We start from the raw sequence: 26,870 nt of genomic DNA, 5'->3' as shown, positions 1-26,870 counted from the left end.
GCTCCTACACCGATCCCTGTAGGAGCTGCCGGAGGCTGCGATCTTTTGGTTTCGGGGGAAACTAATACTTCAGGTTCGTGGCTTCGCCACCAGCCGTTGATGGCTTGTCGAACTCCACCGCTTTATCCTTTTTGATCTTCACACGTCCGGCCTCGGCCAATGGAATGCTGAACGGGTAATCTTCGGCGAACAGAACGCCCGCCGCGGCCGCGCCAAAAGAAAAACCTGTTGATGCAGGCTCTGGATCTGGCGTGATGGTGCCTTTACCGATTTTCGGGTCATAGCTGCTGAATGTGCCTTTCATTGCCTTGCTCCCTTGCAGTCGCGCGAAGTGCGCGGAATCACCCCGCAATCAAACGGCAAAAGAAAGCTACATGCACCTGTCAGAGTTGACAGGTCACGCCTGCTTTCAGACCAAAGGCATCAGGCTGAGGGCGTAACGGAAAAATTTCGCGCCTGGACTGATGCCTTCGCGAGCAAGCTCGCTCCCACAGTGGAAATGCATTCCAAATCTGGAAGTGGAATACATTCCAAATGTGGGAGCGAGCCTGCTCGCGAACGGGTCAGTGCAGTCGGCGAAAATTGCTCTTTAAACTTTGGTGTTTAAAAGACACTTCAAGATACGTCTTCCAGGCTACATATCCTTGCGCCATTACCTACAGCTACGCCAGAATCCGCCGACTTGTGCGCCTTGGGGGCGGGTTCTATTGTGGCTCGGTCGCTGACGAATCAGCGATCGGGTTTAGCGATCCGACACCTTACAGACGCACCAATGCCCAATCTCAATTGCAGTTTTTCGACCTGCACTTGATTTCATGGTGGCTGTGCGTGGGAGACCTTCGGGTCTACCCGGGGTTTCTGTGACCCGGATCGCTAACCTGCGTACAGCCGCCACCTTTACTTGTTTAGCGATGAGCCGTGGCGGCTAAATCAACCACGGAGCTTCACCATGATCAAACCAACACCCAACCCACCCGATACCGACACCACCTCCCCCTACGAATCCCTCGATTCAAAAAAGCTCCACGAAGCGGCTGACCGCGCCCTCGACCACTACCTCTGCGCGCCCGGCGCCACGCCCATTCAACGCAAAACCCGCTCGATGTACGCCGTGACCGCCGACTTCAAAAACGAGGAACTGCTGGCCGATGCCTGCGAAACACTCGCTTCAGCCAGAACCATCGCCAATGACTTCGCCCACCTCATACCCGCGTCGCAGCGCAGGACGTTGCAGGGCATCGCGCAACTGATCATGCTCGGGGAGCTGGCGGTGAATCGGGCGCTGGATAATCTGGAATTGCCGCAGTAACAGGGATCGGTGACAAGCTTTGAATGAGGCGTTGCGGCTGCTAACGTCTTCGCGAGCAAGCCCGCTCCCACAGGGATTGGGGTCGATCACAAACCTGTGCCTACACGCCGAACCTGTAGGAGCGGGCTTGCTCGCGAAAGCGGCCTCACAGCCGACAGATGTCTTCAGGCATAAAAAACCGCCGTCCCGTTCAATCAGGATGGCGGTTTTTTATTGTGTCACTGTCAGGTCAGGAATCGCGGCGCAGATCCGACGGAATCGGCATATGTCCTTGAGTGGGTTCGAGTGCTTGTTCTCGCCCGCGAGGAACTGACGAATCTGCGCAGAAAAAATCGCACCTGAAATGCGATCCCCTGTAGGAAATGCCGCAGGCTGCGATGTCTTGCTTCCAAGCAGCGAGGATTTACGCCTTACTGATGACGCGTCAATTTGGAGATCACTACCCCCAAGCGCCAGCAAAGCCAACCTGATCGCTCACGCTATAAGTTGAGTTTTCACAGTATTTTATTGATTTTCTCGGCAAGGATTGCCGCAGTGAATGGCTTCACCACATATCCGCTTGCCCCAGCCTGGTTAGCCTCGATGATTTCCGCTGTCTTGGCCCCACCAGTCATCATTAATACTGGCAAATTCTTGAGATTATTATCCGCGCGCACGCTTCGCAGCAGTTCGATACCTTTGACTCCCGGCATATCCCAATCCGTAGCCAGAAAATCGAAACTGCCGTTTCGCAGCATGTCCAGAGCAGCCGTGCCATTCTCTGCCCCCTCGACATTGTCATACTTGAGGCTCTTAAAAAGCCTTATCACAATCTGGCGCATTGTGGGGTCGTCATCAACAACGAGAATACGCATACTCTTATCCATGTGAACCTCCTGCGTTATCGAGAGAAGCTTGGCAGTTCCACTGCAATCGCATGGAACGACACCTTGAATTAAGAACCCAGCCGCCAACCCTCGCTACTGTCAGAGTTGACAGGTAACCGAGTATTTGCGACGAATGGTTCAATAAGCTTCAAACTTGGCCGACGTCGCGCCAGCCCTGCCGACTCAAGCAGGATCATTGCCGATGTGGTCATCTCCAATTCCACACATTAGAACCATCGCCAATGACTTCGCCCACCTCATACCCGCGTCGCAGCGCAGAACGCTGCTGGGCATCGCGCAATTGATCATGCTCGGCGAGCTGGCGGTGAATCGGGCGCTGGATAACATGCAGTTGCCGCAGTAACAGGGACCTGTGACAAGCCTTGAATGAGGCGTTGTAGCTGCTGACGTCTTCGCGAGCAAGCCCGCTCCCACAGGGATTGGGGTCGATCACAAACCTGTGCCTGCACGCCGAACCGGTGGGAGCGGGCTTGCTCGCGAAGGCGGCCTCACAGCCGACACATGTCTCCAGGCATAAAAAACCGCCACCTCATTTAACCGGACTGCGGTTTGTCGCCTCTTTCCTTCAGCCCACATGACCACTTGTCGGAAACCCGCCAGCACCTGTCAGATCTGACAGGTGCGCAATTCCTCCAATCCGCGCTCAATAACTCCGTCACCCAACCCCTCCGACCGGAGTTCGCCAAATGTCCAGCCAAGCAGACCCTACCCCTCAAGCCCTCAGACCTCCATATTTTCCGGCGCAGGTCAGCCTCAGCCCTGCCGAACACTATAACGGCGGCATCCCCATCAGAGCTGTGGAAGGCGATCTGCAAGGCGTCATCTCCGCCTGGCAGGACATGGCCATTGGCGATCTGGCCGAGGTGTTCTGGGGCAATGGCAGCGCAGCGGTCTGGAGCAAGTCCATCGAGAACGATGCCGAGCTCAACAAGGATGTAGCTTTCACCATTGCGAAGGCGCACGTGCTGGAGGGGGATGCCACGCCAGTGTTCTGCCGGATCAAGCGCAAGAATCAGTCCCCGGAGGACTCGACGCCCGTCCTGACCTTGCTGGTCAAACTCACCCGGCCCGGCGAGTACGATGACATTGCCGGCGATGACGGCCACTCCGATCTCAGGTTCTCCCTCTCCCACGACGAGGTCGATGAAACTTTGCCGCCCAGCGGGGTGACGATGCACATCGTGCCCTACCGCAACCTCACCCGATACGACCGCATTCTCGCCCGCTGGGGTAGCCAGCAAGTGGTGCATGTCGTTACGCCGGAACAGGCCCAGGACCCGATCAGCAACCCGATTGAGGTCGTTTTCAGCCGCGCCGTTATCGACGCTGCGGGGGACGGCGATCGTGTCGCGGTGGCTTATCAGGTCATTGATCGTTGCGGTAACTTTCCGGACGAACGCGCGCCCTGGTCGGCGACGCATCATATGCTGGTGGACCTTGGGGGCAATCGGCTGGACGAACCGCAGGCGCTGGTCAACGGAATTCCAACCAATAGCATCGACCTCGATCAGCTCGGAGATGACGATGTGAACGCCCGCGTGTACATCACCAAGGACAATTTTGCGGTGGGCGACAAGGTGCTCCTGACCTGGTTCGGCACCCCGGCGCAAGGGTCGCAAATCATCGTCGGGCCGCTGGAAAAAGAGGTGTTGTACGTGCCCTTCCAGCTCGATTTCCCCATCCCCAACGCCGCCGTCAAAGCCATCGCCAAAGGTGCAGCCTCGGTCGGCTATGTGCGCCGTCGCAGCGGTGAAAGCGACCGCCCCTCAAAAAATGCCAGCGTCACCGTGAATGGCGACATCAGCCAGTTAGTCGCCCCCACCGTCGACGAGGCACCGAGCGGAACGTTGCCACCCGAAACGCGCTGGGCGACTGTGCAGATCCCTTGGTATTTCGGTCGCAACAGCAGCGACCTGATCAACCTGATCTGGCAAGCCCAGGCCCCCGGTGGCGGCACCGTTTATTACGAAGACCCGCGTCCGGTCGGCAACGTAGCGGACAATCAGCCCCTCCTGCGCAGCGTGAGCAACGCTGACATCCAGCGTTTCGATGGCCTGCGCGTCAAGGTCTATTACGTCGTCACCAATAGCGATACGGGTCTGTTGAGCGTACGCGAGTCGCTGCCGTTCATGATGCAGGTCGGCGTCGCCCTGCCGACGTTCGACCGGCCGGAAGTCGAGGGTGCACCCAATGATGTCCTCGATCCGGACAACGTGCCGCCGACCGGTGCCACGCTGGTGATCCCGTACCTCGACACCCTCGACAAGGACCGCGTGAATTACCGCTGGCGCGGCTCAGCCAGTGGCGGCAGCATCAGCGACCATGTCGACCTCATCCCCGCCACCGCCGGCAAGCCCGTGCGGATTACCGTTGAGAAAAAATACGTGACCGCCAACCTGAACGGTACGGTGGTCGCCGATTACAGTATTCAGCGCGGCGGCGTGCAGTTGGGGCATTCTCGGGAATTGACGCTGCGCATCGGGGCGGCGCTGGGGGAACTACGGCCACCGTTCCTTGTAGCACCGGCCAAAGATCCGATTGACGTATTGGACTACCCGGACGGCGTGACGGTGCGCATCGAATTCCTTGAAGCATTGAGCGGCGACATGGGACGTCTCGTGGAAGTCAACCCACCGGCAGGCTCGCCGCAGTTTCCACTGGTGGAGTTCAACAGCAACAAACGGGTGAACACGGTGTTGAGCCAGACGTTTCTCGCGGCAAGGCAAGGCAAGGAGATAAAACTGCGCTGGAATTTGAATCGCAATGGAGGGCAGGCAGGAAAGTCAGGTCTATTGGAAGTGAACATATTGAAGATTGCAGATGAGGACGCACGACTCCCTACTCCTTTCATCAATCGCGCCTCCGGCGACAATCTTGACGTAACGAAGCTAGATCCAACAGACACAATATCTGTCAACCCTTGGCCGCACATCCCTGGCGAATTAATCTCGTTAGTACTGGAAGGGAAATACGCTCATAACACCGACCTTAAGTCGGAGCTCATCAGCAATGAACCCTCTTCACCGCCCGGTTTCACTACACTTACGCCTTTCGCAGAATTGAAGAAACTAAAAAACAACAGCCTCCTGAGTATTAAATTTACTACATCCACAACAACCCCAAGCGACCTACTAACAACTAGATTCCCAGAAAGAAAATACAAAATTGAAAACTTCATACTTGAAGAAAACTTTGATCAGACACCAACACAAACGATCGGCCACAACCAAAAAATCGAAACACCAACAATGACGATAACGTTATTAAGTAACTCAACAGTTAAAATTGCCAAAATTGGTACAGGCTCGCTACCGTGGCCTATTACTGCAGTTCCGGGAAAGATGGACCAAAACGTTTTATATGTAGACTTTCGAGATGCAACCACCGTTACCATACTAATAACTTTAAAAGCAACCTGTGAATCGGTTAGCTTTTGGTACTCTCACACAAAAGACCCAACTCTCGTAAAATTCTTGGGAACTGATAAATTACTCCTTGGTTCGCAAAACTTCATATCGGACGACCTCGGCGACAATTTGTACCAAATGATAGCTACCCATCCAGGGATTAAAGAAATAGAAATCACAGCACGAGGCGACGAGTATGTATTGGACTGTTTCACATTCACATTTTAGACATTAGCAAACAGAAACGATCACTGCCTTTATGAAAGCTACCGGGGGGACAGACCATATGTTTAGATGGAGTCTGTCCCCCTTCATCAGAGTGAATTGAGTAACTTGTGATAGCTTGGGCAAGCAACCGGGGACAGACCACGCTTCATCCAACCGTTCGCCCGATCTTTTGTCCTCTAAACTTTGGCGTTTAAAAGACACCTCCAGACACGCCTCCAAGGCTACACATCCTTGCGCCGTTGCCTACAGCTACGCCAGAATCCGCCGGCTTGTGCGCCTTGGGGGCGGGTTCTATTGTGGGTCGGTCGCTGACGAATCAGCGATCGGGTCTCGCAGCCCGCTGATTTCTAGACGCACAACTTCCGCCCTTGTTTTATGGCGGCTGTACGTGGGAGACCTTTGGGTCTGCCGGTTCTAGAGTCCCGGTCTGCGACCCGCGTATAGCTGCCACCTCCCTTTCGTATCGCAGCGAAATGTGGCAGCTCCGTCGACTCTAGGAGCTTCACCATGATCAAACCAACACCCAACCCACCCGATACCGACACCACCTCCCTCTACGAATCCCTCGATTCAAAAAAACTCCACGAAGCCGCCGACCGCGCCCTCGACCACTACCTCTGCGCGCCCGGCGCCACGCCCATTCAGCGTAAAACCCGCTCGATGTACGCCGTGACCGCCGACTTCAAAAACGAGGAACTGCTGGCCGATGCCTGCGAAACACTCGCCTCAGCCAGAACCATCGCCAATGACTTCGCCCACCTCATACCGGCGTCGCAGCGCAGGACGCTGCTGGGCATCGCACAACTGATCATGCTCGGGGAGTTGGCGGTGAATCGGGCGCTGGATAATCTGGAGTTGCCGCAGTAACAGGGATCGGTGACAAGCTTTGAATGAGGCGTTGCGGCTGCTAACGTCTTCGCGAGCAAGCCCGCTCCCACAGGGATTGGGGTCGATCACAAACCTGTGCCTACACGCCGAACCTGTGGGAGCGGGCTTGCTCGCGAAAGCGGCCTCACAGCCGACAGAGGTCTTCAGGCATAAAAAACCGCCGTCCCGTTCAATCAGGATGGCGGTTTTTTATTGCGTCACTGTCAGGTCAGGAATCGCGGCGCAGATCCGGTGGGATCGGCAAATCGTCCTTGAGTGGATCCGGGCGTTTGCCCTTGCCGGCGCGGTACTGGCGGATCTGGTAGACGTAGGCCAGCACCTGGGCGACCGCCAGATAGAGGCCGCCGGGGATTTCCTGGTCGAGTTCGGTGGAGTAGTAGATCGAGCGAGCCAGCCCCGGCGACTCGAGGAGCATGACGTTGTTGGCGACGGCGATTTCGCGGATCTTCAGCGCGAGGAAGTCGCTGCCCTTGGCCAGCAGCACCGGCGCGCCGCCCTTCTCCGAGTCGTACTTGAGCGCGACGGCGTAGTGGGTCGGGTTGGTGATGACCACGTCGGCGTCGGGAATCGCCGCCATCATCCGCCGCTGCGACATCTCGCGCTGGGTCTGACGGATACGCTGCTTGACCTCTGGCCGGCCTTCCTGATCCTTGTGCTCGTCGCGCACTTCCTGTTTGGTCATCAGCAGTTTCTTGTGGCTTTCCCACAACTGCACCGGCACGTCGACCGCAGCGATGATGATCAAACCGCAAGCCAGCCACAGCGAGCTCCAGCCCACCAGCGTCACGCTGTGAATGATCGCCTGCTCCAGCGGTTCATGGGCGATGCGCAGGAAGTCATCGATGTCGGACGACAACACCATCAGCGCCACGAACAGGGTGATCAGGAACTTGGCCAGCGCCTTGACCAACTCGATCACGGCCTTCATCGAGAACATGCGCTTGAGGCCCGCACCGGGGTTCATCCGGCTGAATTTCGGCGCCATGGAGCCGGCGGCGAACAGCCAGCCGCCAAGGGAAATCGGCCCGATCAGTGCGGCCAGCAACAGGGTGATCATGATCGGCTGAATCGCCACCAGCGCGATCTTGCCCGAGATCAGCAGGAACGTGCCCATGGACTTCTGATCCATGATCACTTCCCGCGACAGCGAGAAATTCAGACGCATCAGATCCATCAATTCCTGCGCCAGCATGCCGCCGAACACCAGCAGGCCGCCGGCACCGGCGAGCATCACCGCGAGGGTGTTGAGCTCTTTGGAACGGGCAATCTCACCCTTCTCACGGGAGTCCTTTTTGCGTTTCTCCGTGGGGTCTTCTGTTTTGTCCTGACCGCTTTCGCTCTCAGCCATGGCTCAGCGCGCCCGTGCCAGTTCGCGTAGCAACTGCAAGGCCTCGGTGGCCAGCGGTTGATACTGATTGAGAATGTCCGCCAGACCGACCCAGACGATGAACAGACCCAGCACCAGGGTCAGCGGAAAACCGATGGAGAAGATGTTCAGTTGCGGCGCAGCGCGGGTCATTACGCCGAACGCAATGTTGACCACCAGCAGCGCAGTGACCGCCGGCAGCACCAGCAACAACGCCGCCCCCAGCACCCAACCGAGTTTGCCGGCCAGCTCCCAGTATTGCGCGGTCATCAACCCGCCGCCCACCGGCAGCGTGGTGAAGCTTTCGGTGAGCACTTCGAAGACCACCAGATGGCCGTTCATCGACAGGAACAGCAGGGTCACCAGCATGGTGAAGAACTGCCCGATCACCGCCACCGAGACGCCGTTGGCCGGGTCGACCATCGAGGCGAAGCCCATGCCCATCTGGATCGCGACAATCTGCCCGGCCACGGCAAAGGCCTGGAAAAACAGTTGCAGGGAAAACCCGAGCACCGCGCCGACCAGAATCTGCTCGGCGATCAGCAACCAGCCGCTGAGCGCAAGCGGACTGACCTCCGGCATCGGCGGCAGCCCCGGGGCAATGCACACGGTGATGGCCACGGCGAAATACAGGCGCACGCGGCGCGACACCAATGTGGTGCCGAACACCGGCATGACCATCAGCATCGAGGCGACGCGAAACAGTGGCAACATGAACGACGCCACCCAGGTACTGATCTGGGTGTCGGTCAGCTGAAGCAGCGATTGCATGGCTCAGCCGATGACCATCGGAATGTTCTTGTAGAGCTGGATGATGTACTCCATGAACGTCTGCACCAGCCACGGGCCGGCGACGATCAGGGTGACCAGCATGACCAGCAGACGCGGCAGGAAGCTCAGGGTCTGTTCGTTGATCTGGGTAGCGGCCTGGAACATCGCCACCAGCAGGCCGACCAGCAGGCTCGGCACCACGAGAATTGCGACCATCATCGTGGTCAGCCACAGCGCTTCCCGAAAGATATCGACCGCCACTTCCGGCGTCATGGCGAAACACCTCCGAAGCTACTGGCCAGGGTGCCGATGATCAGCGCCCAGCCATCCACCAGTACAAACAGCATGATCTTGAACGGCAGCGAAATGATCAGCGGTGACAGCATCATCATCCCCATCGCCATCAGCACACTGGCCACGACCAGGTCGATGATCAGGAACGGAATGAAGATCATGAAACCGATCTGGAACGCGGTTTTCAGTTCGGAGGTGACGAACGCCGGCACCAGAATGGTCAGCGGCGCCTGATCCGGGGTGGCAATGTCAGTGCGCTTGGACAGGCGCATGAACAGCTCCAGATCGCTGGTGCGGGTCTGGGCGAGCATGAAGTCCTTGATCGGTACCTGGGCCTTTTCCACCGCTTGCTGCGCGGTGAGTTTTTCCGCCAGGTACGGCTGCAGCGCATCGTTGTTCACCCGATCAAACACCGGGGCCATGATGAACATGGTCAGGAACAGCGCCATGCCGGTGAGGATCTGGTTCGACGGTGTCTGCTGCAGACCGAGGGCCTGACGCAGGATCGAGAAGACAATGATGATCCGGGTGAAACTGGTCATCAGAATCACGGCCGCCGGAATGAAGCTCAGCGCCGTCATGATCAGCAGGATCTGCAGGCTGACCGAATACTCCTGCGCGCCATCGGCGTTGGTGCCCAGCGTAATCGCCGGGATCGACAACGGATCGGCGGCGAACGCCAGCGGCGCGGCCAGCATCAGTGCCAGCGTCAAGACGATGCGTAGCGCACCCATTACTTCTTATCCTTCTGATCCTTGCCGAGAATCTTCAGCAGATGCTGGGCAAATTCCGGGGTCGCTTTTTCGCTGCTGCTCGGCACTGGCACCGGTTCCTTCAGCACATGCAGCGCGGTGATGGTGCCAGGGCTGAGGCCCAACAGAATCTGTTCGTTGCCGACCTGCACCAGCATCAACCGGTCGCGCGGACCGAGTGCCCGGGAGCCGATCAGCTCGATCACCTGACCCTTGCCTGCCGGCCCGGCCTGCTGCACCCGGCGCAGCAGCCAGGCGAGGAAGAAGATCAAGCCCAGCACCAGCAACAAGCCGAAGACCAGTTGCGTCAATTGCCCGGCCACACCGCTGCCGATCGCCGGCGCAGCAACCGCAGCGGCGGACGTGGCGGCCGGTTCAGCGGCCAGCACACTCAACGGCAGCGCCAGCAGCGCCCACAGGAACCGTTTCACTCAGCGCAGCTTCTTGATGCGTTCGCTTGGGCTGATCACGTCGGTCAGGCGGATGCCGAACTTCTCGTTGACCACCACCACTTCACCGTGCGCGATCAGCGTGCCGTTGACCAGCACGTCCAGCGGCTCGCCAGCCAGACGGTCGAGCTCGATCACCGAACCCTGGTTCAGTTGCAGCAGGTTGCGAATGTTGATGTCGGTGCTGCCGACTTCCATCGAGATCGACACCGGGATGTCGAGGATCACGTCCAGGTTCGGACCGTCCAGCGTCACCGGATCATTGTTTTTCGGCACGCTGCCGAACTCTTCCATCGGCAGACGGTTGGAGCTTGCAGCGCCAGCGTCGGCCGCCAGCAGCGCGTCGATGTCAGCCTGGCTGCCATCACCGGTCTCTTCCAGGGCCGCAGCCCATTCGTCGGCCAGTGCCTGATCGTCCTGGGCGTTCATTTCGTCGTTCATCATTTGTCCTCGGCGGGCAACAATTCAGTTAAATGCGTGGGGGGTGAGAGCGGCGCTTCAGCGACGCTCGATCGGCTCGATCACTTGCAACGCGAGGTTGCCTTTGTGCGAGCCCATCTTGACCTTGAAGGCCGGTACGCCGTTGGCGCGCATGATCATGTCTTCCGGCATCTCGACCGGGATCACGTCCCCCGGCTGCATGTGCAGGATGTCGCGCAGCTTCAACTGGCGGCGGGCCACAGTGGCGCCGATCGGTACATCGACATCGAGCACGTCCTGACGCAGGGCATTGACCCAGCGCTCGTCCTGATCGTCGAGGTCCGACTGGAAACCGGCGTCGAGCATTTCGCGCACCGGCTCGATCATCGAGTACGGCATGGTCACGTGCAGGTCGCCGCCACCGCCATCGAGTTCGATGTGGAAGGTGGAGACCACGATCGCTTCGCTCGGGCCGACGATGTTGGCCATGGCCGGGTTCACTTCCGAGTTGATGTACTCGAAATTGACTTCCATGATCGCCTGCCAGGCTTCCTTCAGATCGACGAAGGCCTGCTCCAGCACCATGCGCACTACACGCAGTTCGGTCGGGGTGAATTCACGCCCTTCGATCTTGGCGTGACGGCCGTCGCCGCCGAAGAAGTTGTCCACCAGCTTGAACACCAGTTTGGCGTCGAGGATGAACAGCGCAGTGCCGCGCAGCGGTTTGATCTTGACCAGGTTGAGGCTGGTCGGCACGTACAGCGAGTGCACGTATTCGCCGAACTTCATCACCTGGACGCCACCGACGGCAACGTCCGCCGAGCGGCGCAGCATGTTGAACATGCTGATGCGGGTGTAACGGGCAAAACGCTCGTTGATCATTTCCAGAGTCGGCATGCGTCCACGGACGATGCGATCCTGGCTGGTCAGGTCGTAGCTTTTGACACTGCCGGGTTCGGCAGCGTTATCGGTCTGTACCAGACCATCGTCGACGCCATGCAACAGCGCGTCGATTTCATCCTGGGACAGCAGATCCTGCACGGCCATGTCGTGTTCCTACTGCAGTACGAAATTAGTGAAAAGCAACTGTTCGATCACCACTTTGCCCAGCTCTTTCTGCGCCACTTCCTGGACGCTGGCTGTGGCCTTCTGGCGCAACATCTCCTGCCCGACCGGGGTCGCCAGCGTGGCGAAATCCTGACCGGAGAAGAGCATCACCAGGTTGTTGCGGATCACCGGCATGTGCACTTTGAGCGCGTCCAGATCGGCCTGGTTACGCGCCAGCATGGTGATGCTCACCTGCATGTAGCGCTGACGGCCGTTCTGGTTGTAGTTGGCGACAAACGCCGGCGCCATCGGCTCGAAAATCGCTGGCTGCTTGCCGGTCGGCGCGGCTTCGGCCGCTGCGGCAGGCTTGCTCTGAGCACTGTGCATGAAGTACCAGGTCGCGCCCACGGACACACCGATCGCCAGCAGCAGAGCCACCACGATCAGGATGATCATCTTGAGTTTGCCTTTGGTCGCGGGGTCTTTTACAGCTGCTGCTTCGCTCTTCGCCATGCCAATAATCCGTCACTATTCGGGTTTTCACAGTCGCACGGCAAGGCAAGAGCAAGTGTTATGCCAGAAGTGTCGGAGGATTGATCTGGAGAGCACCACAAAACAAATGTGGGAGCGAGCCTGCTCGCGAAGACGGTTTAACATTCAACATTGATGTCGACTGTTATATCGCTTTCGCGAGCAAGCTCGCTCCCACAGTGAGTGGATCAGCGTTTGATCAGGCGTAGTAATCGACGGCGCTGGTGCCAATGACGCTGGTGGTTTGCGCAGCGGCTTCGGCCACTGCCGCCGGCGTCAGCTCTTCTTCCGCCGAATCCAGACGTCCGCCAGTAGCGCTGGTGCGGCCACTCTGGCCCTGCTGCGCCTGTTCCTGGCCCTGCTGACCCTGCCAGCCGCGGCTCTGGTCGGAGACATTGACGTCGACCTGGCCCATGCCCTGCTGGGTGAACATGTCACGCAAGCGATGCATCTGACCGTCCAGCGCTTCACGCACGCTTGGATGCGCGCTCATGAATGTCACCTGGGTCTGCTGATCGGGAACCATGTTCACCCGGATATCCAGACGCCCCAGTTCCGCCGGCTGCAATTGAATATCCGCCGCCTTCAGATTGGCGCTCGACAGGTACATGACGCGGTTGACGATTTCTTCGGTCCAGCCGCTCTGGTGCATGGCGATCGGCTGATTCACCGGTACGGCGTTCGCGGTTTTCGGTGTGGCTGCCTGAGTCAGCGCCGCCAGACGGTTGGCGAAATCATCGACACGGGTATCACTGGTGGCGCTTTTCAGATCTTTCAGGCCATCGTCGATCAGGCCACTGAAGGTTTTCTCACCATTCTGACTGGTGCTGTCCTTGTCGGCCTGTACGTCGAGCATGCTGGCCATGCCGGCGGCGAAGTTCTGCGCCGAAGTCAATTCACCGTCGGCCTGAGTCTGGGCCGGCGTAGCTTTGGGCTGTGTCTGGCTGGATGCGGAAATGTGCCCGCCCTGCTCCATCGCCATGCGCACCGCCGGCAACGAGTCGAGCGGATCGGCCGCCGGGTCGAAAGCGCTGTCGGTCGACGCAGCAGGGTCTTTGACCACTGCCGGCGCGACGGTTGCGGCCACGACCGGTGTTTCGGCCTTGACCGGCTCCGGTGTTACAGCCACCGGTGCTGGCACCACAGGCGCCGCGACCAGCGGCTGCACGGTTTGCGCCAGCGCCGGATCCAGCGCCGGGTCAACTGGCGTGGTGTCAGCCACCGGAGTCTGCGCGTCGTCTGCGGCAGCATCGGCGGCGGCCTTGTCAGCGGCTGCCTGATCATCGGATGTCGTCGGTGCAGACTTGTCGGCAGGCAAGGCGTTGCCGCTATCGGCAACGGTCTGTTGCGTGGCGGCAGACTTATCCTTGCCGAGATCTTTCCTGTCGCTGTTGTCGGCAACCTTGTCGCGCGCCGGTTTCAACGAACTGTCAGAGCTCGGAAGAGTCTTTTTCGGGCCTTGATCGGCGAACACTTGAGCGAAGCTTGAGGCCTTGTCCCCGGTGTCTGCAGCCATTACCGGCGTTTTCGCGGCGGCGGCTTGCGCCTTGGCCTGAGCGGCAGATTGAAGAAGAACATTGGGGGTCGCAGGCATGACACGGTCTCCGCTGCACTGGGATCGTAGGTACAGTTGACAGGGATTACTGCAAGTGTCGGGCCAGTTTTGTCCGGCACTTGCGAAAAGCGCCGGACGGCGGGATTCAATGGGTCAGGGCGTGCTGGCGTTCGTCTTCGTAGACAGGTCGCACATCGGCGAATTCGCTGCTGATGTCCGCCACCAGATCGACGATTTCAGCCGGGCTTTTGTTTCTGGCGTCCGCCTCGAGTGCCTGACAAAGGGTCGCCAGCCGAACGGCCCCCATGTTGCTGGCGCTGCCCTTGAAACTATGGGCGACCTCGGCCAACACCTTGGCGTCGGCGGTCTTCTGCAGTTGATGCAAGCGACTTTCAGAATCGGTCAGGAAGGTATCCAGCAAATCCGGATAGCTGTCTTCCATCACTTCGCGTAACGCATCGAGTACTTCGCGATCCACATGTTGGTCAGTCACTTGTTCACTCCTTGATCAAGAATCGGCGAATTATGCCCTAACCTCCCAGAAAAACTCTACGCAAGCACTGCGACCTTCGTCCGACCATCTGGCGTTATGCCCCAATTGCCGGATCAAACTGACCCCGCGCCCCGACAGACGGACACCGTCCACCGGCCGCTCCATCACCCGCGCCACGTCAAAACCCTTGCCGCTGTCCTCGACGCGAATGACCAGACAGCCACCGGTGCCTTGCGGCCGGACCTGCAGATGCACGCGCACATAACCGTCCTGCAAGGCATCGAGTCGCGCATTGCGCTGCTCATAGTAGCGCGCGAATCCTGCGGCATCGCGCTTGAGGCTGGAATCCAGACCCAGCACGCCGTGCTCCAGCGCATTGGAGTACAACTCGGCGAGCACGCTGTAGATCGCCCCGCTCTGGGTGCGCAACCCGTGTACTTCCAGCAACAACTGCAGCAGATACGGCAAAGGATTGAAGCGCTTGAGTGTAGCGCCGCGAAACTCGAAGCTCACCGACCAGTCCAGCGGACACGACTGGCCGCTGTCGGAATACACCGGCGCCGGCGGCATGACCTGCGCCGCGTCGAGCAGGCTGATCTCGACCATGCTCACGTCGTCACGGGGCTCGCCGCGAAACTCGAGCAAGGCCTGTTCAATCTCGGCAAACAGGTTGTCCGGCTCTCGGTTGACAGCAAACAGCTGCTGCAAACGCTCGACACCGAACAACCGGTCATCGCCGTCAGTGGTGTCGATCACACCGTCAGACAGCAGGAACACCCGATCCCCCACCGCCATGGTTTGCACTTCTGTCCGGTCGTCAAACGCTTGCGGGCTGAGCACGCCCAGCGGCAGGTGCCGCGCCGACAGCGGCACCCGCTCGCCGCTGGCAATCCGGTGCAGATAACCGTCGGGCATACCGCCGTTCCACACCTCCACCGTGCGCCGCTGAAAACTCAGGCAGAGCATGGTCGCGCAGCAGAACATGTCCACCGGCAGGATGCGCTTGAGCTTGGCGTTCATCTCGCGCAGGGTTTCGGCCAGGCCGTAGCCCTTGGCGGTCATGCCATAGAACACTTCTGCCAGCGGCATCGCCCCCACCGCCGCCGGCAGACCGTGACCGGTGAAATCACCGAGCAGCACATGCATGTCGCCGGCCGGGGTGTACGCCGCCAGCAGCAGGTCGCCGTTGAACAATGCGTAAGGCGATTGCAGATAGCGGATGTTCGGCGCACTCAGGCAGCCCGAGTGGGCCACCTTGTCGAACACCGCTTTGGCCACACGCTGTTCGTTGAGCAGGTAATCGTGATGTTTGGCGATCAGATCGCGCTGCTGCAGCACGGTGGCCTGCAAGCGGCGCAAGCGATCCATCGCCTTGATTTTGGCGGCGAGGATCACCTGGTTGTAGGGCTTCGCCAGAAAGTCGTCGCCCCCAGCCTCCAGACACCGGGCCAGGGCTTCACTTTCGGTCAGCGAGGTCAGGAAGATGATCGGCACCAGGGTTTCCCCCGCCAGCGCCTTGATCTGCTGCGCCGCTTCGAAGCCGTCCATCACCGGCATCATCGCGTCCATCAGCACCAGATGCGGTTGTTGTCGGCGAAAGACCTCAACCGCTTCAGCGCCATTGGCCGCCGTCAGCACTTCATGCCCCTGACGCCGGACGATGGTCGACAACAGTAACCGGTCAGCGGCGCTGTCTTCGGCGATCAGGATCGTCAGCGGCTCTTGCGCCTGCATGGCCGTCAACTGATGTCGAAGAGTTTGTCGAAATTGGAGATGGCGAGGATCTTGCGCACGTCGGAGTTGCTGTTGATCACGCGCACATCCGAGTCGTCGCCGCCGGCATGATCGCGCAGCAAGAGCAGCATGCCCAGCGCGGAGCTGTCGAGGTAGGTGGCTTCTTTCAGATCAACCACGATGGAGTCGGGTTTTTGGTTAAGCCGCTCATAGGACTCGCGAAACTCCTGATGGCGCCCAAAATCGAACCGCCCCTTGACCGAAATCGTCAGTTTTTGACCATCCGGAGAGACTTCTGTAACGACTGACATTGACTGGCTTCCTTGTCATTGACGAACGTGTACAAGGTTTAGCATCTGGTAGACCCAGGGGCAAGGTGCAACGCAGAACCAAATGTGGGAGCGGGCTCGCTCGCGAATGCAATCGGTCAGTTGACCGAGGTGGTGACTGACACGACGCCTTCGCGAGCAAGCCCGCTCCCACAGGGAGTTTGGGACAACTTAAAAAGGGTTCTGGCGCGGCAAACGCTGCGACAACTCGTCCAGCAGCTTCTGCTCACGCTTGTCTTCGAGGCGTTGCGCCTCTTCGCGGTAGCGCTGCACCAGTTTGCGCAGGCCTTCGACCTTGGCAAACGCCTGCTGCCAGGCATCGCGCGCCTTGATCAGGTTGTTCTGGTGCCAGACCAGGCTCTGGCGCTGCTGGTCGATGGCGGTGTCCAGCTGCGCGAGGAAGCCGTGATAACCCAGCAGCCATTGCCCGGAAACCCCGTCGCTGCCGCGCACGATCCACTGTTCCTGATAATCCAGACGAAAGGCGTCGAGGTCGGCGAGTTTACTTTCGGCCACTTTGACCTGGCCCTGAAAGTAACCCAGGCGCTGCACGGCGGTTTTCTCGGCCTGTTCGGCCATCTCCACCACGGGTGCCAGACGCGCAGCTCGGCTCACGGCCATGGCCGATTACCCGCCCGCCGCAGGCGCGAACAGGGTTTCGAGGTAAGCCTGGCTCTCGCCCATGTTGATCTTGTCGTTGAGCCCCTGACGCTGGTAGCGGGTCAGTTGCGGCTGCAGATTGATCGCCAGATCGGTCTCGCGGTCGCCACCGGCGACGTACGCGCCGACGCTGATCAGATCGCGGCTCTGCTGATAGCGCGACCACAATTGCTTGAAGTACTGCGCGCGCTGCATGTGCTCCGCCGAAACCACGGCCGGCATCACCCGGCTGATCGACGCTTCGATGTCGATGGCCGGATAGTGCCCTTCCTCGGCCAGACGCCGGGACAACACGATGTGGCCGTCAAGCACGCCCCGCGCCGAGTCGGCAATCGGGTCCTGCTGGTCATCGCCTTCGGACAACACGGTGTAGAACGCGGTGATCGAACCACCGCCCTTCTCCGCATTACCGGCGCGCTCCACCAGTTTCGGCAGTTTGGCGAACACCGAGGGCGGATAACCCTTGGTCGCTGGCGGCTCGCCAATGGCCAAAGCGATTTCCCGCTGGGCCTGGGCGAAACGGGTCAACGAATCCATCAGCAACAGGACGTTCTTGCCCTTGTCGCGGAAATACTCGGCGATTCGCGTGCAATACATCGCCGCGCGCAGACGCATCAGTGGCGCATCGTCCGCCGGCGAGGCGACCACCACCGAACGCTTGAGGCCTTCTTCACCGAGAATGTGCTCGATGAACTCTTTAACTTCTCGACCCCGCTCACCGATCAGGCCAACGACGATAATGTCGGCCTCGGTGAAGCGGGTCATCATGCCCAGCAGCACCGATTTACCGACACCGGTACCGGCGAACAGACCCAGACGCTGACCACGCCCGACAGTCAGCAAACCGTTGATGCAACGGATGCCGACGTCCAGCGGGACGTGGATCGGATCGCGGTTAAGCGGGTTGATGGTCGGGCCGTCCATCGGCACCCAGTCTTCAGCCTTCATACCGCCCTTGCCGTCCAGCGCGCGTCCGGCGCCATCGAGTACGCGACCGAGCATGCTCATGCCCATCGGCAGACGACCGGTTTCCGCCAGCGGCACCACGCGGGCGCCCGGGGCGATGCCGGCGACGCTGCCGACCGGCATCAGAAAGACTTTGTTGCCGGAAAACCCCATGACCTCCGCTTCCACCTGGGACGGGTGATAGCTGTCGTCATTGATCACCAGGCAGCGCGTGCCCATGGCAGCGCGCAGGCCTTCGGCTTCAAGGGTGAGGCCGACCATGCGCAGCAGGCGCCCTTCGAGAATCGGCGCGCCGGCGATCTCAGTGGCTTCAGCATAAGTGCTGAGGCGCTTGGCGAAACTGGTGCGTTCAAGGCGCATCGGGGGTGTCCGCGAGCGGCTCTTCAGGCGCAGCCGCCGGTTGGTTTTCTTCAGGAATGTCCAGACTCAGATCCGGCGCAGCCGGGTGCAGGGCCTGTTCGTGTAACTGGTCGAACAGTTTGGCCATGACCTGGGTCACGCGGGTCTCGATGCTGGCGTCGATACGGCTGTGCTCGGTTTCAACCCGGCAACCGCCCGGCAGCAACGAGTCATCTTCGACGATGCGCCAGGATTCCTCATGACGTTCGCGCAAGGCCTTGGCCTGCTCGAAGTCTTGCGGATTGACGTAAAGACGCACGTTTTCCACGCCCAACGGCAACAGCTTGAGCGCATCGCGCATGACCTGTTCGATCTGGCTGGAGTCGATGGCCAGCTCGCGCTTGATCACTTGCTTGGTGATGTGTTGCACGAGGTCGACCAGCGACTTTTCGATCTGCGTGTCCTGCTCGGCAATCGGCTCGAACAGGTGGGTCATCAGTTGCTCGAGGCTGGCGAGTTTCGCCGCCAGCGCCACTTCGGCTTCCTGACGCACCTTCAGCGTGGCGCTGTGAAAACCTTCCTTCTCGCCGATGCCAAAGCCCTCGTTGTAAGCCTCCTGACGGATGCTTTCGAGTTCTTCCAGGGTCAGTGGCTGGACTTCTTCCAGCGGCACTTCTTCCATTTCCGGCGGCTCGGGCTCCGGTTCCGGCTCGGGTTCCGGTTTCGGCGGATCGAAGCTGGGCATTTCCCAGGATTCGAAACCACGGACATCGCGGGCACGGATCAGATCCGTCACATCGTCATGCTTGTCCATGGGCTTAGATCATTTCCTCGCCGCCCTTGCCACCGAGCACGATTTCGCCGGCTTCGGCCATACGACGGGCAATGGTGAGGATTTCTTTCTGCGCGGTTTCCACGTCGCTGACGCGCACCGGGCCTTTGGCTTCGAGGTCGTCGCGCAACAGCTCGGCCGCACGCTTGGACATGTTCTTGAAGATCTTCTCTTTGACGCCTTCGTCCGAACCCTTGAGGGCCAGCACCAGCACGTCGGAAGAGACTTCGCGCAACAGCGCCTGAATGCCGCGGTCGTCGACATCGGCCAGGTTGTTGAACACGAACATGAGGTCTTCGATCTGACCGGACAGGTCTTCGTCGACTTCGCGGATCGAGTCCATGAGCTGGCCTTCGATCGAGCTGTCGAGGAAGTTCATGATGTCCGCCGCACGCTTGATGCCACCCAAAGTGGTGCGCGAGGCGTTCGAGTTGCCGGAGAACTGCTTCTCGAGAATCTGGTTCAACTCTTTCAGAGCAGCTGGCTGCACGGTGTTCAACGACGAGACGCGCAGGATGATGTCCAGACGCACCTTGTGGTCGAAGTTGCCCAGTACTTCACCGGCCTGATCCGGGTCGAGGTACGCCACCACGATGGCCTGGATCTGCGGGTGTTCGTAACGGATCACGTCGGCAACGGCGCGCGGCTCCATCCATTTCAGGCTGTCGAGGCCGCTGGTGTTGCCACCGAGCAGGATGCGGTCGATCAGGCCGTTGGCCTTGTCTTCGCCCAACGCCTGGGTAAGCATTTTGCGCACGTAGTCGTCGGAGCCGACGCCGAGGCTGGTCTGGTCGCCGACGATGTCGACGAACTCGCTCATGACCTGCTCGACCTGCTCGCGATGGACGTTACCCATCTGGGCCATGGCCACACCGACACGCTGAACCTCTTTCGGGCCCATGTGGCGCAGCACTTGCGCGGCATCGGTTGAACCCAGGGACAGCAGCAGAATCGCGGCTTTGTCGACCTTGTTCAGTTTGACGGTTGCGGCTCGGTTATCACTCATCTGCGTTAATCCACTCTTTCACGACCTGAGCCACGCGACCCGGATCCTCGGCCACCAAGCTCTTGATTGCATTCAGTTGTGCGTCGTAACCCTCGCTCGGGCTAGGCAACAGAATGCTCTGCGGACCACCGAGGCTCACGCGGTCGTTGGCCAGGTCGCCGTCCAGGCCGCCCATGCCACCGAGTTCCACGTCGCTGCCCAGACCGGCCAGCTCCTTGCCTTTGCCGCCACCGGTGATGTTGTTCAACACCGGACGCAGCACACCAAACACCAGCACCAGGATGAACAACACACCCAGCACTTGTTTGACGATGTCCCAGAACCATGGCTGGGAGTAGAACGGAATATCGGCAACCACTTCGCCGCGCTCGGCGGAGAACGGCATGTTGATCACGCTGACGCTGTCGCCACGACTGGCATCGAAGCCGACCGCGTCCTGCACCAGACGGGTGAAACGCGCCAGTTCATCGGCGCTCCACGGCGCGCGGGTGGTTTCCCCGTTGGCCGGGTTGATCTTGACCTGATCGTCGACTACCACCGACACCGACAGACGATTCAGGCGACCCTGCTGCTGTTTGGTGTGGCTGATGGAACGGTCGAGTTCGAAGTTCTTGGTGGATTGTTGACGCTTGTCCGCCGGGTACGGCGCGAGCATTGGCTGGCCGGTGGCCGGGTCCATGATCTGCTGACCGTTGGCATCAACCAGTGGCTGACCGGGCTGAATCATGCCGGTAGAGGCTTGCGCGCCACCGGTGGTCTGCGGTGCCGAGGCCGGCGCTGGCGGCTGGTTGCTCAGGGCACCCGGTACACCTTGCGGGCCATTGCTGGCGGTGCGTTGTTCGTTGACCGACTGCTCGCTGCGCAACGCCGGTTGATCCGGGTTGAACTGCTCGGCAGTCGATTCGACGGCGTTGAAATCGATGTCGGCCGAGACTTCAGCCTTGTAGCGATCGTTGCCCAGCACCGGCTGCAGAATATTGTGCACGCGCTGGGTCAGCATGCTTTCCATGCGGCGGCTGTAATCGAACTGCTTGCCGGCCATGGTCATTTCGGAGTTTTCCGCCTGATCGGAGAGCAGGTTGCCCTTCTGATCGACGACGGTGATCTGCGATTTGCTCAGTTCAGGAACGGAGGTTGCCACCAGGTTGATGATCGCCACCACCTGACCCGGCTCCAGCGAACGCCCGGAGTACAGCTCGACCAGTACCGAAGCGCTTGGCTTGCGCTCATCACGCACGAACACCGAGCTCTTCGGAATCGCCAGGTGCACACGGGCACCCTTGACGTTGTTCAGGCTGGAGATGGTGCGTGCCAGTTCGCCTTCGAGGCCGCGACGGTAACGGGTCGCTTCCATGAACTGGCTGGTGCCCAGCCCCTGTTCCTTGTCGAGGATTTCGAAACCGATGTTGCCGTCGCTGGGAGTGACACCAGCGGCCGCGAGTTTCATCCGCGCACGGGACAGATCGTCAGCCTTGACCAGCAAGGCGCCGGAGTTCGGCTCGACGGTGTAGGGAATGTCGGCGGAGGCCAGGGTGTCCATGACCTGCTTGGCGTCCATGCCGGCAAGGCTGCCGTACAACGGACGGTAATCCGGCTGCTGCGACCACAGCACCACGGCAAAGCCAATCGCCACGCTCGCAGCCAGGCCGACCAACAGGCCCACCTGACGCAGCATGGTCATCTCGGAGAGGTTTTCCAGGAAGGACAGGCCGAACAGCGGCGGTTTGCCGTCTATCGGGGTGGCCTTGGCCGGAACGTTATCGGCGACTGCTTCTGCCATGACTCAATCTCGTCCTTAAACCGGCATCTGCATGATGTCTTGATAAGCCTGAACCAGCTTGTTGCGCACCTGGGTCAGAGCCTGGAACGACACGCTGGCTTTCTGCGAGGCGATCATCACGTCCGTCAGATCGACGCCGCTCTTGCCGATTTCAAATGCGTTGGCCAACTGAGTCGACGCCTGCTGGGTATCGCTGACTTTGTTGATGGCCTGACCGAGCATGTCGGAAAAGCTGCTGCCTGCCAGTTCAGGGACGGCGGCAGTCGATTTCGGCGTGGCCATGGCGTCCATTTTCATGGCCTTCATGTCCATCATCAACCGATTAAATTCAATACCTTGGCTCATGGTCTACTCTCTTGGGCGGCCCGCAATTTTTTGACACTCACTCGGCGGGTACACAGGTATTAGCAACAAGGGTGCCAGCTCGGCGGACTTACTCTATAAAAGCCCATCAAGGCACCGCGTCAGGTGTAGGCACCGCGAAATCACTGTGGGAGCGAGCTTGCTCGCGAAGAGGGAGGGTCAGTCGACATTTTCGCCACTGACCCTGCGCTTTCGCGAGCAAGCCCGCTCCCACAATTGACCTGCGACAATTTTCAGGTGGCGAACAGATAGCCTTCGACGTCCATCCCGGCATCCCGCATTTGCGCCAGTTTGTAGCGCAGGGTACGCGGGCTGATACCGAGTTTTTCCGCGGCTTCCTTGCGCCGACCACGCTCGGTGCGCAGGGTGTCGATGATCATCTGGAACTCCCGGCGACGCAGGTCATCGCCCAGCGCACCGGCGGACTCGGCCTCGACTTCGATCTCGCGCACCAACGGCTGCACCGGCACGACGGCCGGCGCTGCGCTAAACGTCACTGCGCCGGTCAGACAGAAATCCTGCGGCTGGATCAAACCGCCCTGCTGCAGAATCAGCGCCCGTTGAATCGCGTTATCCAGCTCACGCACGTTGCCCGGCCACGGGTAGTGGGTCAGGCAAGCCTGGGCCTCTGGCGAAAGTTTCGCCGCCGCATGCTTCATTTTATTGACGTGTTTGTTCAGCAACCGCTCCGCCAGCGGCAAGATATCGGCAGTGCGCTCGCGAAGTGGACGCCACGCCAGGGGAAAAACCGACAGACGGTAAAAAAGGTCTTCACGGAAACGCCCCGCCGCCACTTCGCCGGCCAGATCACGGTTGGTGGTGGCGACCACGCGAATATCTAGGGTGATCGGTTTGCGCGCACCGACGCGCTCGACTTCGCGCTCCTGCAACACCCGCAGCAACTTGGCTTGCAGGCCCAAGGGCATTTCGGAAATCTCGTCGAGCAGAATGGTGCCGCCATCGGCCTGCTCGAACTTGCCGGCCTGCGCCGCGATGGCGCCGGTGAACGAGCCCTTCTCGTGACCGAACAGCGTCGCTTCAAGCATGTTGTCGGGAATCGCCGCGCAGTTGATCGCAATAAACGGCTGGCTGGCACGGTGGGATTGCTGGTGGATGTAGCGCGCCAGCACTTCTTTGCCTGTACCGGATTCGCCGGAGATCAGCACCGTGGAATCACTGCGCGCCACCCGCGCGGCCAGTTCGAGCAACTGCGCACTGGCCGGCTCGACCGCCACCGGACCTTCACCGTCAGCAACGCTGACGCTACCCAGGGCATGCCGCGACACCAGGTCCAGCAGGGCCTTGGGTTCAAATGGCTTGACCAGATAATCCGCCGCGCCCTGACGCATCGCATCCACGGCGCGTTCGACCGCGCCATGCGCAGTCATCAGCAACACCGGCAATTGCGGCTGCCGGGCACGCAACAGTGCAAGCAGTTGATGGCCGTCCATGCCAGGCATGTTGACGTCGCTGACCACCAGACTGAACGCCTCGCGCTCGACCGCCTGCAACGCCTCTTCGGCACTGCCGACCGCCTGGTAGTCGTGCCCCGCCAGCAGCAGCGTATCGGCCAGCGCTTCGCGCAACGAGCGGTCATCCTCGACCAGCAAAACCTTGATGCCCATGACGTTTACTCAGCTCCGTGTACAGCGGAAAACAGCGGCAGGATCACCTGCGCGCACGTGCCGCGCCCGACTCGCGAACGCAGCTGCAATTCTCCCTGATGTGCCCGCGCCACAGCCTTGACCACGGTCAGGCCAAGCCCGGTACCGGTAACTTTGGTGGTGAAAAATGGCTCACCGAGACGCTCCAGCACCGCCGGATCAATGCCGCTGCCGCTGTCGCTGACACACAGGCGCAGGCTGTTGTCGCGGCTGTAGCAATGCACTTTCAGGCGCACGTTGCCATCGCTGGCCTGAATCGCGTTTTCGATCAGATTGAGAATCGCCCCGACCAACGTGTCGCGGTTGCACAGCAATTCGCCGGCATGGCTGTCGCACTGCCAACGAACGGGCAAATCCTGCACATGGGTCAGCGCCGCCGCTTGCAGCGACTGCATCAAGGCATTCGGGGTGATCCGGTCGGTCAGCGGCAGCTCGCCACGGGCGAACACCAGCATGTCGCGCACCTGATGTTCCAGCTCATGCAGGCGCTCTTTGAGGCGGCCGGCAAAGCGCTGTTGAGTGGCGACCGGAAGTTCCTGCTCAGTCAAATGACTGGCATAGAGCAAAGCGGCTGACAGCGGCGTGCGGATCTGATGAGCCAGCGAGGCGACCATCCGCCCCAGCGACGACAGGCGCTCGTGGCGCGCCAGTTGATCCTGCAGATGACGGGTTTCTGTCAGGTCGTTGAGCAACACCAACTGCCCCGGCTCGGCATCCAGCGAACGCGTGGCAATCGACAGGCGCCGCCCGTTTTTCAGAGAGATTTCATGACCGTCGTCTTCACGCGGGGCAAAGCAACGGGCGATGACGTGACGCCACAATTCGCCTTCCAGTGGTAGCCCGAGCAAGTCGATCGCCGCCGGATTGGCTTCGCGAACCATGCCGTGGCCGTCAATCACGATGACGCCACCGGGCAACAGATCAAGGAGGTTTTGCAGACGGTTGGCCAGGCGTTCTTTTTCTGCCAGCTCCTGCATGCGCTGGGCGCTGACCACGGCCAGTTCACCCTTGAGCTCGGTGACCCGGGCTTCAAGCATGCTGTAGGAATCGGTCAACTGGCTGGACATCTGATTGAACAGCGCGAACGCCTGCTCAAGACCCAGGCGGCTCGTCTGCTCTAAGGACGACGGTTGCCCCTCGGCATTGGAGGCAGAAGACATCTGGGCGTGGGGCATTGTGTTCTCTCGCTTGGCTGACCGTCAGTTAAACGGAACGTTGCGAGGGATGTAGCAATACCCGTGCCTAAAAAAAACTGCTTATAAATGAAGGCATTGAAAAACAGGCGTCAATCATCCGCCTGCTCGTCTCCTTCGCGCCGGCTCATGCCGTACTTGCGCATCTTCTCCACCAGCGTGGTGCGACGAATGCGCAGGCGTTCGGCGGCACGCGCCACGATGCCATTGGCGTCGTCCAGCGCCTGCTGGATCAGGCCCTGCTCCAGACCACCGAGGTAGTCCTTGAGGTCCAGACCTTCCGGCGGCAGCATCGCGTTGGCGGTGAAGTCCGGGGTGTGGCCGTTGATAGCCACGCGCTCTTCGAGATCGCTGCGCAGACTGTCGACCATCTGCTCGTCTTCGTCGTCGACGTAGCGGAATTTCTTCGGCAACTCGACCACGCCGATCACCCCGTACGGATGCATGATCGCCATGCGCTCGACCAGGTTCGCCAGCTCACGGACGTTGCCCGGCCAGCCGTGACGGCACAGCGACATGATCGCCGCCGAGTTGAAACGGATCGAGCCGCGCTTTTCGTGTTCCATGCGCGAGATCAGTTCGTTCATCAGCAGCGGAATGTCTTCGACGCGCTCACGCAGCGGCGCCATCTCGATCGGGAACACGTTCAGGCGATAGTAGAGGTCTTCGCGGAAGGTGCCGATCTCGATCATGCTTTCGAGATTCTTGTGGGTCGCGGCAATGATGCGCACGTCGACGCTCTGGGTCTTGTTGCTGCCCACGCGCTCGAAGGTGCGCTCCTGCAGGACGCGCAGCAGCTTGACCTGCATCGGCAGCGGCATGTCGCCGATTTCGTCGAGGAACAGCGTACCGCCATTGGCCAGTTCGAAACGCCCGGCACGGCTGGTGATCGCACCGGTGAAGGCGCCCTTCTCGTGGCCGAACAGTTCACTTTCCAGCAGCTCTGCCGGGATCGCCCCGCAGTTGACTGGCACGAATGGCGCATCGCGACGCTTGGAGTGGTAATGCAGATTGCGCGCAACAACTTCCTTGCCGGTGCCGGACTCGCCGAGGATCAGCACGCTGGCGTCGGTATCGGCCACTTGCTGCATCATCTGCCGGACGTGCTGGATCGCCCGGCTGGTGCCGACGAGGCTGCGGAACAGGTTGGGTTCGCGATGACGGCCGCGCTCGCGGGCCTGGTCGTACATCTCGCGATAGACCTGGGCACGGTGCAGGGAGTCGAGCAGTTTGCTGTAGCTGGGCGGCATTTCCAGGGTCGAAAGCACCCGGCGGCGCTGGTCTTCCGGCAGGTCGACGGAAGAATTATCGCCCATCAGCAAAACCGGAAGGAACTCATCCCATGTCGAGAGTGTCTTTAACAAGCCCAAAAGTGCACCCGGAGCATTGACCGTCCCGATCAGTACACAGATGACTTCACGACTTGATGACAAAGAGCCGACGGCCTGCTGCCAGTCATGGCTGCCGCAGGGTAAATTTTCTTCGCCGAGAAAATTTAAAATCACCGCCAGGTCGCGGCGGCGGACGCTATCGTCATCGATCAGCAGAATTTTGGTTTCACGCCACATGCAATAGCAACTTCCCTAGTCAACTCAATGCCCGAAAAA

Annotated in this window: 26 protein-coding genes and 1 pseudogene; 4 read left to right on the top strand and 23 right to left on the bottom strand. The window is 60.0% G+C overall.

The features are described from left to right. Positions 1–61 precede the first annotated feature (61 nt). Entirely contained in the window at positions 62–304 is a 243-nt protein-coding gene (locus AC27VU_RS17955) for a hypothetical protein (RefSeq protein WP_488724575.1), read from the bottom strand. A 645-nt stretch (positions 305–949) separates the two neighbouring features. Here AC27VU_RS17955 and AC27VU_RS17950 point away from each other — a divergent pair. Next, positions 950–1,309 (top strand): DUF6124 family protein, encoded by a 360-nt coding sequence (locus tag AC27VU_RS17950; protein ID WP_488724574.1) that lies wholly within the window; start codon positions 950–952, stop codon positions 1,307–1,309. A gap of 494 nt (positions 1,310–1,803) precedes the next feature. On the opposite strand, the gene AC27VU_RS17945 is transcribed toward AC27VU_RS17950, so the two are convergent. Continuing rightward, the gene (locus tag AC27VU_RS17945; RefSeq protein WP_488724573.1) at positions 1,804–2,175 is read right to left on the bottom strand and encodes a response regulator; all 372 of its coding nucleotides are present in this window, start codon (positions 2,173–2,175) and stop codon (positions 1,804–1,806) included. 229 nt (positions 2,176–2,404) lie between these two features. On the opposite strand from AC27VU_RS17945, the pseudogene AC27VU_RS17940 reads away from it, so the two are divergent. The 3 genes and pseudogenes from AC27VU_RS17940 to AC27VU_RS17930 all read left to right on the top strand — a co-directional run. Next, positions 2,405–2,539, top strand: a pseudogene (locus tag AC27VU_RS17940) (DUF6124 family protein); the annotation flags it as partial. A gap of 343 nt (positions 2,540–2,882) precedes the next feature. Beyond that, positions 2,883–5,831: a hypothetical protein gene (locus AC27VU_RS17935; RefSeq protein WP_488724572.1), complete on the top strand. Its 2,949-nt coding sequence runs from the start codon at positions 2,883–2,885 to the stop codon at positions 5,829–5,831. Between the two features lie 507 nt (positions 5,832–6,338). Continuing rightward, on the top strand, positions 6,339–6,698 hold the full coding sequence (locus AC27VU_RS17930; RefSeq protein ID WP_488724571.1) for a DUF6124 family protein: 360 nt from the start codon (positions 6,339–6,341) through the stop codon (positions 6,696–6,698). Between the two features lie 229 nt (positions 6,699–6,927). Here the strand turns inward: AC27VU_RS17930 and flhB are convergent, their stop codons facing one another. From flhB to AC27VU_RS17825, 21 genes are all read right to left on the bottom strand, one after another. Then, positions 6,928–8,067 carry a flagellar biosynthesis protein FlhB gene (gene flhB / locus AC27VU_RS17925; RefSeq protein WP_103522068.1) on the bottom strand — a complete coding sequence of 380 codons (1,140 nt, stop codon included), beginning with the start codon at positions 8,065–8,067 and terminating at the stop codon, positions 6,928–6,930. Between the two features lie 3 nt (positions 8,068–8,070). Next, positions 8,071–8,856: a flagellar biosynthetic protein FliR gene (gene fliR / locus AC27VU_RS17920; protein WP_003222899.1), complete on the bottom strand. Its 786-nt coding sequence runs from the start codon at positions 8,854–8,856 to the stop codon at positions 8,071–8,073. Positions 8,857–8,859: 3 nt separating this feature from the next. Beyond that, positions 8,860–9,129 carry a flagellar biosynthesis protein FliQ gene (gene fliQ, locus AC27VU_RS17915; protein ID WP_003222897.1) on the bottom strand — a complete coding sequence of 90 codons (270 nt, stop codon included), beginning with the start codon at positions 9,127–9,129 and terminating at the stop codon, positions 8,860–8,862. Further along, entirely contained in the window at positions 9,126–9,884 is a 759-nt protein-coding gene (gene fliP / locus AC27VU_RS17910; protein ID WP_003222895.1) for a flagellar type III secretion system pore protein FliP, read from the bottom strand. Before fliP ends, fliQ begins: the two co-directional genes overlap by 4 nt. Next, positions 9,884–10,333, bottom strand: a complete 450-nt coding sequence (fliO, locus tag AC27VU_RS17905; RefSeq protein ID WP_488724570.1) for a flagellar biosynthetic protein FliO — start codon at positions 10,331–10,333, stop codon at positions 9,884–9,886. Before fliO ends, fliP begins: the two co-directional genes overlap by 1 nt. Then, positions 10,334–10,792 carry a flagellar motor switch protein FliN gene (fliN, locus tag AC27VU_RS17900; protein ID WP_003222891.1) on the bottom strand — a complete coding sequence of 153 codons (459 nt, stop codon included), beginning with the start codon at positions 10,790–10,792 and terminating at the stop codon, positions 10,334–10,336. It abuts the gene before it with no gap. A 57-nt stretch (positions 10,793–10,849) separates the two neighbouring features. After that, positions 10,850–11,818, bottom strand: coding sequence for a flagellar motor switch protein FliM (fliM, locus tag AC27VU_RS17895; protein ID WP_003222890.1), 969 nt, complete (start codon positions 11,816–11,818; stop codon positions 10,850–10,852). A 9-nt stretch (positions 11,819–11,827) separates the two neighbouring features. Beyond that, positions 11,828–12,331 carry a flagellar basal body-associated protein FliL gene (gene fliL, locus AC27VU_RS17890; protein ID WP_003222887.1) on the bottom strand — a complete coding sequence of 168 codons (504 nt, stop codon included), beginning with the start codon at positions 12,329–12,331 and terminating at the stop codon, positions 11,828–11,830. Between the two features lie 217 nt (positions 12,332–12,548). After that, positions 12,549–13,943, bottom strand: a complete 1,395-nt coding sequence (locus AC27VU_RS17885) for a flagellar hook-length control protein FliK (protein WP_488724569.1) — start codon at positions 13,941–13,943, stop codon at positions 12,549–12,551. Positions 13,944–14,049: 106 nt separating this feature from the next. Further along, positions 14,050–14,397 (bottom strand): Hpt domain-containing protein, encoded by a 348-nt coding sequence (locus AC27VU_RS17880; protein WP_041072985.1) that lies wholly within the window; start codon positions 14,395–14,397, stop codon positions 14,050–14,052. 30 nt (positions 14,398–14,427) lie between these two features. After that, complete coding sequence (locus tag AC27VU_RS17875; RefSeq protein ID WP_488724568.1) at positions 14,428–16,131, bottom strand: ATP-binding SpoIIE family protein phosphatase; 1,704 nt, start codon at positions 16,129–16,131, stop codon at positions 14,428–14,430. A gap of 5 nt (positions 16,132–16,136) precedes the next feature. Then, positions 16,137–16,442 carry an STAS domain-containing protein gene (locus AC27VU_RS17870; protein ID WP_003222880.1) on the bottom strand — a complete coding sequence of 102 codons (306 nt, stop codon included), beginning with the start codon at positions 16,440–16,442 and terminating at the stop codon, positions 16,137–16,139. A 189-nt stretch (positions 16,443–16,631) separates the two neighbouring features. After that, positions 16,632–17,081, bottom strand: coding sequence for a flagellar export protein FliJ (gene fliJ / locus AC27VU_RS17865; protein WP_003222878.1), 450 nt, complete (start codon positions 17,079–17,081; stop codon positions 16,632–16,634). 6 nt (positions 17,082–17,087) lie between these two features. Next, entirely contained in the window at positions 17,088–18,446 is a 1,359-nt protein-coding gene (gene fliI, locus AC27VU_RS17860) for a flagellar protein export ATPase FliI (RefSeq protein WP_003222877.1), read from the bottom strand. Further along, positions 18,436–19,239 (bottom strand): flagellar assembly protein FliH, encoded by an 804-nt coding sequence (fliH, locus tag AC27VU_RS17855; RefSeq protein ID WP_473019097.1) that lies wholly within the window; start codon positions 19,237–19,239, stop codon positions 18,436–18,438. Before fliH ends, fliI begins: the two co-directional genes overlap by 11 nt. Before the next feature lie 4 nt (positions 19,240–19,243). Beyond that, entirely contained in the window at positions 19,244–20,263 is a 1,020-nt protein-coding gene (gene fliG / locus AC27VU_RS17850) for a flagellar motor switch protein FliG (protein WP_007920042.1), read from the bottom strand. Beyond that, positions 20,256–22,043, bottom strand: a complete 1,788-nt coding sequence (gene fliF, locus AC27VU_RS17845) for a flagellar basal-body MS-ring/collar protein FliF (RefSeq protein ID WP_003222871.1) — start codon at positions 22,041–22,043, stop codon at positions 20,256–20,258. The genes fliG and fliF overlap by 8 nt, the downstream gene beginning before the upstream one ends. A 15-nt stretch (positions 22,044–22,058) precedes the next feature. Continuing rightward, positions 22,059–22,388, bottom strand: a complete 330-nt coding sequence (fliE, locus tag AC27VU_RS17840; RefSeq protein WP_003222869.1) for a flagellar hook-basal body complex protein FliE — start codon at positions 22,386–22,388, stop codon at positions 22,059–22,061. A gap of 251 nt (positions 22,389–22,639) precedes the next feature. Next, positions 22,640–24,031 carry a sigma-54-dependent transcriptional regulator gene (locus AC27VU_RS17835; RefSeq protein WP_201138396.1) on the bottom strand — a complete coding sequence of 464 codons (1,392 nt, stop codon included), beginning with the start codon at positions 24,029–24,031 and terminating at the stop codon, positions 22,640–22,642. Between the two features lie 5 nt (positions 24,032–24,036). Then, the gene (locus tag AC27VU_RS17830; RefSeq protein WP_400498158.1) at positions 24,037–25,230 is read right to left on the bottom strand and encodes a sensor histidine kinase; all 1,194 of its coding nucleotides are present in this window, start codon (positions 25,228–25,230) and stop codon (positions 24,037–24,039) included. A 125-nt stretch (positions 25,231–25,355) separates the two neighbouring features. Next, the gene (locus AC27VU_RS17825) at positions 25,356–26,831 is read right to left on the bottom strand and encodes a sigma-54 dependent transcriptional regulator (RefSeq protein ID WP_003222863.1); all 1,476 of its coding nucleotides are present in this window, start codon (positions 26,829–26,831) and stop codon (positions 25,356–25,358) included. Positions 26,832–26,870 lie beyond the last annotated feature (39 nt).

This window comes from Pseudomonas sp. 14P5.3.2, assembly GCF_057799175.1.
The sequence above is the reverse complement of the archived record's forward strand: the minus strand, read 5'-3'. Positions and strand labels throughout refer to the sequence as shown.